Source organism: Teichococcus aerophilus, assembly GCF_014490485.1.
Taxonomy (GTDB): domain Bacteria; phylum Pseudomonadota; class Alphaproteobacteria; order Acetobacterales; family Acetobacteraceae; genus Pseudoroseomonas; species Pseudoroseomonas aerophila.
Map to the genome: position 1 here is coordinate 19779 of NZ_JACTVA010000044.1, position 12724 is coordinate 32502.

The following is a 12724-nucleotide window of genomic DNA, read 5'->3' on the forward strand; positions in this document are numbered from 1 at the left end:
AGGCAATCCCCGATGAAGCGACGCGCCCTGCTGCTGGCCCTTCCCATGACCGCCGGTCTGGCCGCCTGCGGCAGCGTGTTGCCGGACCGGCCCTATGTGGAGACGCTGCGCTTCCCCTTCACCGCCACCCGCAACGGCCCGCCGGCCGGCGCCGGGCGCCGCGTGTTGCTGGTGCGGCTGATGCGCGCGGCCCCGGGCATGGAAACCCGCGGCCTGCGCAGCATCCGCGCCGACGGTACCGAGGTGGTGGATTTCTACGCCGAGTGGACCGCGCCCCCGGCCGAGCTGGCCGAGGAATCGCTGCGCCGCTGGCTCTCCGCGTCCGGGCTGTTCGGTGCGGTGGTGGCCCAGGGCACCCGTGCGCCCAGCGACTTCACCCTGGAATGCGAACTGACCGGCCTGGTGGCCGATCTCGGCCGAAGCGAAGCCCGCGCCGGGCTTTCCGCCGTGCTGATGCGCGACGTGAACGGCGAATCGCGGCTGGTGCGCCAGCTTGCCGTCACCGGCCGCGCAGCGCTGCCCGCCGTGGCCGCCGACGCCACCCTGCCGCCAGCCGCCGTGGCCGCCGGCATGAACGCTGCCTTCGCCGCCGCCCTGGGCGCGCTGGAGAAAGGGCTGGCGCCGTTCGTGCGCTGAAACTGGGGCGGGCTTCCGACACTGGATCTGTGTTCGGAGTTGATCGCGTTTGGGAGACAAGGAAAGCCGGGGAAGGAATTCCCCGGACCCCATCTTCTCTTTTTTCGAGTTTCGCCGTCGTGGCTGCTGAGGGCGCCAGAGGTCTCAGACCTCCGGCGGCTGAGGGTTCAGCGCGCGCGACCCAGTTACAAAATGGCTAAGCAGCGTTCGCTCTCAGTCTGCAGCGTCATGCCAAATTTGCAGAAAAAAGAAGGGGTCTGGGGAATTCATTCCCCAGCCTTTCTTTCGCTGGCGTCCTCCGATGAATGCTCTGGTCACCACCAGCAGCGCGGCGTCACACAAAACCGCCAGCCGCAGCGCTGTTAACCCCTCCCTAACCTTCGTCGCGTTAGTCTCAAAACAGAGACGAAATGCCTGATCCGCTCGCGGTGTGAGAATTCAGGGAAGCATGAGGCGGCCGCATGTCGAGCAGCATCGATTCATGGGACGAGGTTTGGGACGACTACGAGGCGCGGCAGCCTGAGCCGGAGGCGCAGCGGGGTGCCCCGAGGCGGCGGCGTGGCGTGTGGCGCCGGGTTGTTGTGCCAGTATTGGCGGCGGTGGTGTTCCTGCTGGGGTGTCTGGCGGGCTCGGCCTGGCCGGTGCTGAATCTGTATGCGCTGGCGCTGCGGCAGGATGCGCCGGGTTTGCTGCGGCAGGTGGATCTGCGCGGAGCGCAGCCGGGCCTGCTGGCGGGGCTGCGGCGACATGCAGGGCTGGAAGCGGCGGCGACGGCACCTGGGCGTGGCAGCGCCGCGGAGGCTTTGCTGGGCGCAATGGCGGAGGAGATGGCCACGGCCCTGGCCCACCCCGGGGCCTTGGCGCAACTGGCGGTGGCGCGGCAGGGCGGGGCGGTGGTGCCGCTGGGGGGCGCCGTGGCGCCGCCACTGCAGGCGCCGGTGCTGGCCGGGCGGGGCGCGATGTCGCTGGATATCGGCGTGGCACGGGGTGTGGGCGGCTTTGGGCTGGACCTGGCGTGGCGGCAGGGCGGCTGGCACGCCGTGGCGGTCAGCCTGCTGGACCCGCCGGTGACGCTGGGGGCGGCCGGCGTGCGGGCGCAGGGTGCGCAGGCGGCGCTGGCGGTGCCGGGGCGGCGGTCTGGCTGACGCACTGTCTTGCCGCTTTCGCCGCCGGGCGATAAGCCGGCCGCAGGCAGCAGCAGGGATGACACGGCATGGCGACCGACCTGGAGATCGCGCGCGCGGCGCAACTCCGGCCGATCCGCGAGATCGCGGAGAAGGCTGGCATCCCTGAGTCGGCGCTGGAGCCGTATGGCCGCCACAAGGCGAAGATCAGCCTGGATTTCGTCACGGCGCAGGAGAGCCGCCCGGATGGCGCCCTGGTGCTGGTGACCGGCATCAGCCCCACCCCGGCCGGCGAGGGCAAGACCACGACGACGGTGGGGCTGGGCGATGCGCTGAACAGCCTGGGCACGCGCGCGATGATCGCGCTGCGCGAGCCTTCGCTCGGCCCGTGCTTCGGCGTGAAGGGTGGCGCCACCGGCGGCGGTTATGCCCAAGTGCTGCCGATGGAGGAGATCAACCTTCACTTCACCGGCGATTTCCACGCCATCACCTCGGCCAACAATCTGCTGGCGGCGATGGTGGACAACCACCTGTACTGGGGCAACGAGCTGGGGCTGGATGCGCGCCGCATCGTCTGGCGCCGTGCCATCGACATGAATGACCGCGCGTTGCGCAGCATCACCGCCGGGCTCGGCGGCGTGCCCAACGGCTTCCCGCGTGAGGATGGGTTCGACATCACCGTCGCCTCGGAAGTCATGGCGGTGTTCTGCCTGTCGCGCGACCTCGCGGACCTGCAGCGGCGGCTGGGGCGGATCATCGTCGGGCATACGCGGGATGGGCGCGCCATCACGGCGCATGACCTGAAGGCGGATGGCGCCATGGCAGCGCTGTTGCGGGATGCGCTGGCGCCGAACCTGGTGCAGACGCTGGAAGGCAGCCCGGCGCTGGTGCATGGCGGGCCATTCGCCAACATCGCCCATGGCTGCAACAGTGTCATCGCCACGCGGCTGGCATTGAAGCTGGCTGACGTGGTGGTAACGGAGGCGGGCTTCGGCGCCGACCTGGGCGCCGAGAAGTTCCTGGACATCAAGTGCCGCCAGGCCGGGCTCTCGCCCGCCGCCTGCGTCGTCGTCGCCACGGTGCGGGCACTGAAGATGCATGGTGGCGTGGCCAAGTCCGCGCTGGGGGCTGAGGATGTGGCGGCGGTGACGCGCGGCACCGCCAATCTGCGCCGGCATGTGCAGAACATGCAGAAATTTGGCCTGCCGGTCGTGGTGGCACTAAACAAGTTCGTCAGCGACACGCAGGCGGAGATCGAAGCGGTGCAGGCGGCGATGCGCGCGCTGGGTGTGGATGCCATTCTCTGCACCCATTGGGGCGATGGCGCCGCGGGCGCGCAGGAACTGGCCCGCGCCGTGCAGGCGATGATCGCCAGCGGCCGCGCGAAGTTCGAGCCGCTGTACAACGACCACGTCTCCCTGGCTGGAAAGATCGAGACGGTGGCACGCGAGATCTATCACGCCTCCGCCGTCAGCATCCCGCCGCCGGTGGCGGCGAAGCTGCGGAAGTTCGAGGAAGCGGGCTTTGGCGAGGTGCCGGTCTGCATCGCCAAGACGCAGTATTCCTTCAGTGCCGACCCGACGATGCTGGGTGCGCCGGAAGGCCATGTGCTGCCGCTGCGCGAGGTGCGGCTTTCCGCCGGGGCGCAGTTCGTCGTCGCGATCGCGGGGGAGATCATGACCATGCCGGGCCTGCCGCGCCGCCCGGCGGCGGAAGGCATCGGCCTGGATGCGGATGGCCGCATCGACGGGCTGTTCTAGGCCGGCCGGATGCGTGCCGCCCCGCGATGCCGTGACGCCGTGCGCCTGGCGATGACGCACGGGCTGCGGCATCGCCGTCGTGGGGTGACTGTCCTGCCCCGGTCCGGACGGGGCTAGCCCGCGCATGGCGAAGCCCGACCCGGATGCGCTGCTGCGGCAAGGCCTGGCCCGGCACCAGGCCGGCGATACCGCCGAGGCCGGGCGGCTGTACCGCCGCGTGCTGGCGCTGCGCCCGGCGGATGGCAATGCGCTGAACCTGCTGGGCCAGTTGGCCCGTGCCCAGGGCGACCTGAAAGCGGCGCTGGCGCTGACTGGCCGTGCCGTGGCGCTGCACCCGGGCGCACCGGTCTTCCTGGCGGCGCACGGCGCCACCCTGGCCGAGGCCGGGCGGCTGGACGAGGCCGTGGCCACCCTGCGCGCCACCGTGGCCGCGCGGCCTACGGACGCCGTCAGCCTGCGCAACCTGGGGCAGGCGCTGGCCGCGCTGGGCCGCACCGGGGAGGCTTTGGTGCCGCTGCGGCAGGCCGTGGCGCTGCACCCGGCCGCCGCCGAGGCGCAACTGGCCCTGGCCCATGCCTGCCGCGAGGCCGGGCTGCGGGAGGAAGCCGCCATCCATGCCCGGAATGCCGCGGCCGACCCGGCCCTGGCCGGGCAGGCGGGTTTCCTGCTGGCCGCGCTGGGTGCCGCCCCGGCGCCCGACCGCGCGCCCGCCGCCTATGTGCGCGACCTGTTCGACCAATACGCCCCGCGCTTCGATGACGACCTGACCGGGCGCCTCGGCTACCGCACCCCCGCCGCACTGGCCGAGCTGCTGCGGGATTCCGGGATCGCCGTCGATAGCAGCCTGCGAGTGCTGGATCTCGGCTGTGGCACCGGACTTTCCGGCGTCGCGCTGGCCCCCTTCGCCGCGCGGCTGGAGGGGCTGGACCTCTCGCCCCGCATGCTGGCGGCGGCGCGAGCGCGCGGCCTCTATCACGCGCTGCATGAGACCGACCTGCTGGACGCCCTGCCGCGCCAGCCAGGCGCCTGGGACCTGATCGTGGCGGCCGACGTGCTGAACTACCTGGGCGACCTGGCTCCGGTGCTGCCAGCCCTGGCCGCCGCACTGGCCCAAGGCGGCACCGCCGCCTTCAGCGTGGAGGTGGGCGAGGTGGCGCCCTTCGCCCTTGGCCCCGGGCTGCGCTACCGCCACCAGCCGGCGCATCTGCGCGGTCTGTTCGCCGGGGCAGGGCTGTCCGTCCTGGCGGAGCAGGATTGCGTGCTGCGGCAGGAACAGGGGCAGGCGGTGGCTGGGATGCTATGGGTGCTGCGCCGGCAGGGGTGACGGTGGTCTTCTCCTGTGAGGGGGGAAGGCCGGGGAAGGGATTCCCCGGACCCCTTCTTTTTTTCGAGTTCTACCGGGCGTGCTGTTGGATGCGGCGGTTCTGAGGGACGGCAGTGTGCGCCGGAGGTCATGGACCTCCGGCGACTGAGGGCTCAGCCCGCGCGGCCTCCTTATAAAATCATCAGGCCGCGTCCCGCTCTCAGTCCCGAAGCGGCACGCCAAACTCACAGAAAGAAAAGAAGGGGGTCCGGGGAATTCCTTCCCCGGCCTTCCTTTCAACCCAGCATCGCCAACCCTGACTGAATCCCAAAAGGCTATGCCGAGGGCGTGAAGGCTTGGCGCCACACAGGTTCATGTTGCCTTAACTCTCATCCCCGAATGTGACGCAGCCGCATGATGCGGGAGCGACCGGGCCGCATTGCCCGCTGGATGAGGGGAATCCCTGACCCTGGGACAGATCGCGAGGCAGGCCGCCCTGGGCGGCAGGTGGGGAAGGGTGGGGCCGGCGCCGGCAGCGTCCCGATTCGCTGTTCCCATGATGCCGTGCGGTGGCGCTGCCACCGGCCATGGCCTGGCCCCGCGATGCGCCGATGCCAAGCCTGACCCTGACCCCGCAAGGTGGCAGCCGGCTGATGGCCCGGGTGCCACCCGTCCCTAGCCGGAAAGCCCGAATGCCCAATGAGCACCCTCGTCCTTGAACTGCGCCATGGCGATATGCTGATCGTCAATGGCGCGCCCATCCGCTTCCGCAGCCGCACCCGCGTGGAACTGACCAGCCGGGCGCGCTTCCTGTTCGGCAAGCAGATCCTGCCCGCGGAGGCGGCGACCACGCCGGTCCGCCGCATCTATTTCGCCTTGCAGACAGCCTATGTCGGCAATGGGGAGGAACGGCAGGGCGGGCTGGCATTGGCCCGGGACCTGGTGGCCGAATACCGCAGCCAGGACGTGGCCGAGGCCGCGAAGGATGCGGTGACCCGCGCGCTGGCCGCCGCCGAGGCCGATGAGTGCTACGAGGCGCTGAAGCTGGTGCGGCGCCTGATGCGCCAGGAAGACGAATCCGCCACCGTGGAAAGCGGCGCGGCATGCGTGGCCTGAACGCCGATGGTTCCGACACCCGGATGCGGGAAGCGGCGCTGTTCCGCGCCGTCAGCGCCCATCTGCGGCAGGTGCGGCCGGGCCACGGTGTCCCGGCGCTGGAGATGACGGATGGGCAGGCCCGCCAGCGTGCCCTGGCGGATGCCAGGCGGTTGTGGCTGGCGGTGGGGGCGGCGGTGGCGCGGCCGGATTGTGGTTTGTCCGAGTCCCTGCGCCTCAGCCTGTCCCGCCTGGGGCTGGCTGTGTTGAAGGAATTGCGGGCGCCGAGTCCCAACCTGGAGATGCTGATCAACCTGAATGATCAGATCGCCGATGGCCTTGCGCCCCGTTACGGGTGGGACGCCGCCATGCCCCTGGACGAGGACGGTCGGCCACTCGAAACTTGAACGTCCATTCAGATGAGCCTATAAAACCGTCGGGACGAGTTGCGAGCGATTCTCAATTCCTTCGCAACGCAGGAGAATGGTTGTATGGGCAACGACTTCAGCCACATCACCCGCCGGTGCGAGCGGGCGGTGGTGACGGCGTATCGTGAACTCCGCGAGACCGGTAATGACGACCTGTCGTCGTTCCGTGCCTGTACCGCCTTGTACCGAATCCACCACCCTGAGGCTTCGGTGAACGAGGCGCGGCGGCTGGTGTCCGAATGGATCGACCACCATCTGGTGCGCGGCGAGACCAGCCCGACCAATGGGTGCGAGTGCCCGTAACCTCCGGGTGCTGACGCCGGCTATCGGTTCAGGATTTTACGACGAAGGCCACCCCCATCCCTGGGCGTGGCCTTTTTCTATGCCTGTTTGCTGGTTGGCGCCTGATGTCGCGAGTGAGTGTCGGCAGGGGCGTCGCCGTCCGGGGCGAACAGGCGGCCAACGGTCCCGGAGGGCGTTATCCCGCCGAGCATGATCAGCGCCTGTCACGGTCGCGCGGATGGCCCTTTGCCAAGCCGTTTTGCCGGAAAGCAGGTCCGACACTGAGGGATGCGGTAGCTAGCCCCTAAACCTGTGCCGATGGCACGGTGCAGTCGTGGACCTGCTCGCCCTGCGACGATCACGCTTCAGTGGAATGGGTCACCCGCTGGCGCCGCCTGCTTTGATGCCTTGGCAGGCCTACCCGCCAGACAGCCGCAGCCCGCTGGAACCCAACCGCCGCCGCCACCTCCGCACTCACCGCAAAAAGAAAGAAGGGGCCCGGGGAATTCCTTCCCCGGCCTTCTCACCCCACCCGAAAAGGGCAGCCCTGGCTCAACGCCGCCCCACCTCAGGATTGAAGCGCACATCCGGCCGCGCCAGCCCGCCGGCGATGCCGACCGGCGTGCCGTCCGCCCGCCAGCAGGCGGCGCCTTCCAGCGCGCCGTCCGGCAGGAAGCGGATGGCGCCCATCCCGCCGCCGATATGCTTCGGGCGCACCGTCTTGTGGCCGCGCGCCTGCAGGCCGGCTTCGGTTTCGGCCGAAACGGTGGGTTCCAGTTCCAGCGTGTGGCCCTGGGTCCAGATGCGGGGTGCCTCTACCGCGTCCTGCAGGTCCATGCCGTGGTCGATCAGGTTGATGATCGCCTGCATGGCGGAGCCGAAGATGCGCAGGCCGCCCGGCAGCCCCAGCGCGAAGGCGGGCTTGCCGTCCTTCAGCACGATCGACGGCGCCATGGAGGTGAAGACCCGCTTGCCGGGCTCGACCGAGAGCGCGGTGTTCGGGTGCGGGTCGAAGTTGAACATGTAGTTGTTGGCGATCAGCCCGGTACCCGGAATGCTGAAGCGCGCCCCGAACAGGCTGTTGATGGTCTGGGTGGTGGCGACGACGTTGCCGAGCGAATCCGCCACCGTGACATGCGTGGTGTTGGCCGATTCGGCCGGCGGCACGCCCGGCGCCCAGTCCTGCGCCGCATCCAGCTTCAGCAGGGCGCGGCGTTCGGCGGCATAGTCCTTGGAGGTCAGACGCTCCACCGGCACCTTCACGAAGGCGGGGTCGGCGGTGGCGACGGCGCGGTCGGCGAAGGCCAGCTTCAGCGACTCGGCCAGCAGGTGGATGGTCTCCGCCGTGCCGAAGCCGAGGCCGGCGATGTCGTAGCCCTCCAGCACATTCAGCATCTGTGTCATGTGCACGCCGGAGGATGAGGGCGGCGGCGGGGCCAGGACCTCGAAGCCACGATACTCACCACGGATCGGCTCCCGCTCGATCACCTCGAAGGCCTCCAGGTCGGCCATGGTGATCAGGCCGCCGCTGGCCGCCATATGCGCCGCCAGCGCCCGGCCGATGGCGCCGCCATACAGCGCCTTCGGGCCTTCCGCCGCGATCAGCCGCAGCGACTCGGCCAGCTCCGGCTGCTTCAGCAGGCTGCCCACCGCCGGGACCTCGCCGCCCGGCAGGAAGGTCGCGGCCAGGCCGGGGTCCCGCGCCAGCTCCGCCTTGCCGTCGGTGATCGCGCCGGCCAGGTAGGCGGTGACGCGGAAGCCCTCACTGGCGGCGCGGATGGCCGGGCGCAGCACCTCGGCCAAAGGCAGGGTGCCGTGGTCGGCCAGCGCCTTGCACCAGCCGGCCAGGGCGCCGGGCACCGCCATGGCCAGCACGCCGATATTGTTCTCCCGGTCCACCGTCTCCTGGTAATCGGGCAGGGTGTCGCTGACGGTGCGGTACATGTCCCCCCGCGCGGCCAGGGGCGCGGTGGAAAGCCCGTCCAGCACCAGGTGACGGCCATCGGCCAGCCGGATATGCGCCACGCCGCCGCCCAGCGGGCCGACCATCATCGGCTCCACCACCGTCAGGGTGAACAGCGCTGCGATGGCGGCGTCGATGGCATTGCCACCCCCCAGCAGCATCTCGGACCCCGCGGCGGAGGCGACGGGATGGTTGGTGACGACCATGCCCTTGCTGCCCCGGGCCGGACCCTTCTCCAGGGCAAAGCTGCTGCCAGCGCGGGTTTTCCAGTCGGTCAAGCTGCGTATCCTTCACAGGCGGCGCCCAATGGGCGCGAAGTGGGCGCGAACAGGTGGCGGCTGTCGGGCACCGCCCAGGGCGCAACGGCCGCCAGGAAGCGGCGCGGACACGGTGGGCACCGACAGGAAGGGCAGCAGGCTCGCCCCGCCACGGGCGATTGTCCACCCGGCGGGGGCGGGGGAATGGGAGCGGCGCTTGATTTTGGTGCTGGGCGGGGACGGTAGGCGGAAGGCCGGGGAAAGAATTCCCCGGACCCCATCTTTTCTCTCTGCGGGTTTGGCGTGGCGCTTGGAGTGGTGAGCGGACGCTCCTGATGATTTTTAAAATGGACCATGCGAGCTGACCAGTCGCCGCAGGTCTGGCGCACCCAGCCGTCTCTCCGGTCCTGCCCCACCAACAGCCAGGCCCGAAAAACCCGAAAAAGATAGGGGCTGGGGAATTCTTTCCCCGGCCTTCCGCCTCCCCTCAGCCGACAACAGCGGAACCGGAAAAGCGCTTCCCCATGGCTGGCGTCATGCCGCCAAGTACGGCAGAGACAAGGCCCCCCATCAATGATTGCAGGAGGCGGCGGGACGTGCGGGAGCGGAGCGGCAAGATCCATCGGGTTCACCAGCGGGCGGAAGGCGGGCGATGAGCGCCGCCTCGATACCCTTCCTGTTGGAGACCGAGGCGAAGGAGCGGCCGGATGCCGTCGCCATTGCCAGCCTGAGCCGCCCGCCGCTGAGCTACGCCGCTTTCGCTGCCGCCACCCGCCGGGTGGCCGAGGGGCTGTCCCGCCAGGGCATCGGCCCGGGGGACCGGGTGGCGCTGCTGCTGCCCAACCGGGCCGAGGCCGCCATTCTGCTGCTGGCGCTGGCGCGGCTGTCCGCCATCGCGGTGCCGTTGGACCCACGCTTTGGGGTAGAGGATATCGCCGCATTGTTGTCCCGCGCCCGGGTCAGCGCGGTGGCGACGCATTGGGGCCATGGCGAGGCGGTGTTGCCGGACAGGCTGGCGGCGGCGCTGCCGGATGTGCGCGCGCCGCTGCGCTTCATCGTCGGGCTGGATGCGGGCGGGGTGGAGAGCCTGGCCGGCCCGCCGGTGCTGCGCTGGCAGAGCCTGGATGCGATGCCGGAGCGGGAGGATGACGACGCCCAGGCCGAGGCTGCCTGGCTGGCGCTGCCGGCCACCGGCGGGCGCCTGGCACTGCACAGCCAGCAGGCCGTGGCCAGCCATGCCCGCGCTGTGGCGGAACAGCTGGGGCTGGAGGCAGGGCGCTCGGCCGTGCTGCCAGCCTTGCCGGTCGCGACGCCGACCGGAATGGCGGCGATGATGGCCGCCCTGCTCAGCGGCGCCCGGCTGCTGTGCCAGGAGGAAGACGGCGCCGCCGCGGCCGACGCGCTGGCCCGCGCCCATGGCGCCACGCATCTGCTGGGCTGGCCGGCGGTGCTGGCGGCACTGGCGCCGCTGGCGGCACGCCGGCCCTATGGCGCGCTAGGGCTGGTCGGCTGCAGCGGCGCCGTGCCGGCGGAGCTGGCCCTGCCGATGCGGCAGGTGTGGGGAACGGCGGAGACGCAGGGCCTGTTCGCCATCGCGGATGGCGGCACGCTGCTGCCGGTGGCGCCGGCCGAATTGCGTATGGGCACGGGGCTGGAGATCCGCTCGCCAAGCCTGCTGACCGGCTGGCTCGGGGAGGAGGCCGGCGAGGGCTTGCCGGACGGCTTCCTGGCCACTGGCCTGCCCGCCACGCTGGAAGGCGGCGGCTTCACCCTGGGCGAGCCGCTGGCGGATGCGCCGTTCTGGCTGGATGACCTGTGCGTGCAGCCGGGCGATGCGGCGCGCTTCCTCTCGCGCCAGCCGGGAGTGGAGGCGGTGGCGATCACCGCCTCGCCGCCCGCCGGGGCGCTGGTGGGCTTCCTGCGCCCGGTGGCCGAAGCGGCGCTGGATACCGGCGCCCTGACCGCGCTGTGCCGGCAGGCATTGGCTCCGGCGCGCGTACCGGTGCGTCTGGCGGTGGTCGAGCAGTTGCCCGAGCCACCGGCGCTGGCCAACGCCGCCGCCGCGTTGCTGGCCGCGGAGGCATGAGCGCCGCTCATGGCCCACGGGGGGCGGCCCCGGTGGCCGAGCCGCGGGGCGGGGCGTAACCTCCGGCCGTGCCCCAGGATCAACCGCTCCCCGACTCGGCGCCTTCGGGCGCACCGCAGCCTGCCTCGCCCCCGCCGCCTCCCGTGGCCCGCAACCCGGATGCCAGGCTGGTCGCCGCCATCGTCGCCAGCGCGCTGTTCATGCAGAACCTGGACAGCACCGTGGTCGCCACCGCACTGCCCGCCATGGCGCGGGACCTGGGCGAAGACCCGCTGACCATGGGCGTGGCCATCACTTCCTACCTGGTGGCGCTGACGGTGTTCATCCCACTCAGCGGCTGGATGGCAGATCGCTTCGGGGCGAAGCAGGTCTTCATGACGGCCATCGCCACCTTCACCATCGCCTCCGGCCTCTGCGGGCTGGCCCATGGGTTGGCGGAGATGGTGGCGGCGCGGGTGCTGCAGGGCCTGGGCGGCGCCATGATGGTGCCGGTGGGCCGCCTGCTGCTGCTGCGGCGGGTGAAGAAGGATGAGTTGCTGACGGCGACCACCTGGCTCTCCATGCCCGCCCTGCTGGGGCCGGTGATGGGGCCGCCGGTGGGGGGCTTCCTCACCGACCTCGTCTCCTGGCGCGCCGTGTTCTGGATCAACCTGCCGGTGGGGGTGCTGGGGCTGCTGCTGGTATGGCGCATCATTCCCACCCTGCCGAAGAGCCTGCCGCCGCCGCCGGACGTGCCGGGGCTGGCGCTGGTCGGCTCCGCGCTGGCCTGCCTGATGTTCACCTTCGAGACGCTGGGCCGTGGCCTCGTGCCTGCCTGGATACCGGAGGCGGTGTTGCTACTGGGCGTGGTGCTGGTGGTGCTGGCGGTGCGGCACTGCCTGCGGGTGAAGAACCCGGCGCTGGATTTCAGCCTGCTCCAGGTGCCGGGCTTCAAGATCACGGTGGTGGCGGGCACGGCCTTCCGCGTCGGTGCCGGCATGGTGCCGTTCCTGGTGCCGCTCTCACTGCAGCTCGGCTTCGGGTCCAGTGCTTCGCAGAGCGGCATGGTCAGCTTCGCCACGGCGCTGGGCGCCTTCGCGATGAAGCCGATGGCGCAATTCGCGCTGCGGCTGATCGGCTTCCGCAACGTGCTGATCTGGAACGCGGTGTGCGCGGCGCTGACGGTGGCGTTCTGCGCCGCCTTCCGCCCCGGCTGGCCGATGATCGCGGTGTTCATGGTGCTGCTGGTGGGCGGGCTGTTCCGCAGCCTGCATTTCACCACCACCAACACCCTGGCCTATGCGGACGTGCCGACTGAGAAGCTTTCCGCCGCCACCAGCTTCTACAGCACGGCGCAGCAGCTTTCCCTGGCGCTGGGCGTGGCGGTGGCGGCGGCGGTGCTGCAATCCAGCGTTGCCCTGTCCGGTCGCGCCTCGGCCGAGATGCCGGATTTCAGCCTGGGCTTCCTGGTGGCGGCGCTGCTGATGCTGCTTTCCGCCCCGCTCTCCATCCGCCTGCCGGCGGATGCGGGAGAAGGGGTGGTGACGGGGCGGCGCAAGAAATAGGCCTCCGCCCGGATGGGGTGCGTTCCCTTTCGTTCACGCGCCCCGCTTTGCGTCTTGGTTTGATCGGATGATCCAGGCTTTTCGGGGATCCCGCCTCAAGCCGTCAGGCGCTACCCCCGCACCACGATCAGGGTGATCAGCACCGCCGCGATGCCGCCGAACAGCACGACGGCGATGACGATGGTCTCCAGCGCCGCGAAGGACAGCCAAGTCCCCGCTACCTTGCCGACGACGTTGGCCACGCCG

At 70.6% G+C, this 12724-nt stretch carries 11 protein-coding genes; 9 read left to right on the forward strand and 2 right to left on the reverse strand.

Translation table 11 applies throughout. The features are described from left to right. The first annotated feature begins 12 nt into the window (after window positions 1–12). The 7 genes from IBL26_RS19505 to IBL26_RS19535 all read left to right on the forward strand — a co-directional run bounded on the left by IBL26_RS19505 (window position 13) and on the right by IBL26_RS19535 (window position 6649). On the forward strand, window positions 13–636 hold the full coding sequence (locus IBL26_RS19505; RefSeq protein WP_187786184.1) for a hypothetical protein: 624 nt from the start codon (window positions 13–15) through the stop codon (window positions 634–636). Window positions 637–1097: 461 nt separating this feature from the next. Next, window positions 1098–1781: a hypothetical protein gene (locus IBL26_RS19510; RefSeq protein WP_187786185.1), complete on the forward strand. Its 684-nt coding sequence runs from the start codon at window positions 1098–1100 to the stop codon at window positions 1779–1781. Window positions 1782–1849: 68 nt separating this feature from the next. Next, window positions 1850–3520 (forward strand): formate--tetrahydrofolate ligase, encoded by a 1671-nt coding sequence (locus IBL26_RS19515; RefSeq protein WP_187786186.1) that lies wholly within the window; start codon window positions 1850–1852, stop codon window positions 3518–3520. A 124-nt stretch (window positions 3521–3644) separates the two neighbouring features. After that, on the forward strand, window positions 3645–4844 hold the full coding sequence (locus tag IBL26_RS25995) for a methyltransferase (protein WP_187786187.1): 1200 nt from the start codon (window positions 3645–3647) through the stop codon (window positions 4842–4844). 678 nt (window positions 4845–5522) lie between these two features. Further along, complete coding sequence (locus tag IBL26_RS19525) at window positions 5523–5939, forward strand: flagellar biosynthesis repressor FlbT (protein WP_187786188.1); 417 nt, start codon at window positions 5523–5525, stop codon at window positions 5937–5939. Then, window positions 5927–6325, forward strand: coding sequence for a flagellar biosynthesis regulator FlaF (locus IBL26_RS19530; protein ID WP_187786189.1), 399 nt, complete (start codon window positions 5927–5929; stop codon window positions 6323–6325). The genes IBL26_RS19525 and IBL26_RS19530 overlap by 13 nt, the downstream gene beginning before the upstream one ends. An 84-nt stretch (window positions 6326–6409) precedes the next feature. Then, window positions 6410–6649 carry a hypothetical protein gene (locus IBL26_RS19535; RefSeq protein ID WP_120641068.1) on the forward strand — a complete coding sequence of 80 codons (240 nt, stop codon included), beginning with the start codon at window positions 6410–6412 and terminating at the stop codon, window positions 6647–6649. Window positions 6650–7180: 531 nt separating this feature from the next. Here IBL26_RS19535 and ggt read toward each other — a convergent pair. Continuing rightward, window positions 7181–8869: a gamma-glutamyltransferase gene (gene ggt / locus IBL26_RS19540; RefSeq protein ID WP_187786190.1), complete on the reverse strand. Its 1689-nt coding sequence runs from the start codon at window positions 8867–8869 to the stop codon at window positions 7181–7183. Between the two features lie 631 nt (window positions 8870–9500). Here ggt and IBL26_RS19545 point away from each other — a divergent pair. Both IBL26_RS19545 and IBL26_RS19550 read left to right on the forward strand, forming a co-directional pair. Further along, window positions 9501–10934, forward strand: a complete 1434-nt coding sequence (locus tag IBL26_RS19545) for an AMP-binding protein (RefSeq protein ID WP_187786191.1) — start codon at window positions 9501–9503, stop codon at window positions 10932–10934. 143 nt (window positions 10935–11077) lie between these two features. Further along, on the forward strand, window positions 11078–12478 hold the full coding sequence (locus IBL26_RS19550) for an MFS transporter (protein ID WP_367615469.1): 1401 nt from the start codon (window positions 11078–11080) through the stop codon (window positions 12476–12478). 110 nt (window positions 12479–12588) lie between these two features. On the opposite strand, the gene IBL26_RS26000 is transcribed toward IBL26_RS19550, so the two are convergent. Beyond that, entirely contained in the window at window positions 12589–12720 is a 132-nt protein-coding gene (locus IBL26_RS26000) for a hypothetical protein (protein ID WP_277817342.1), read from the reverse strand. Window positions 12721–12724 lie beyond the last annotated feature (4 nt).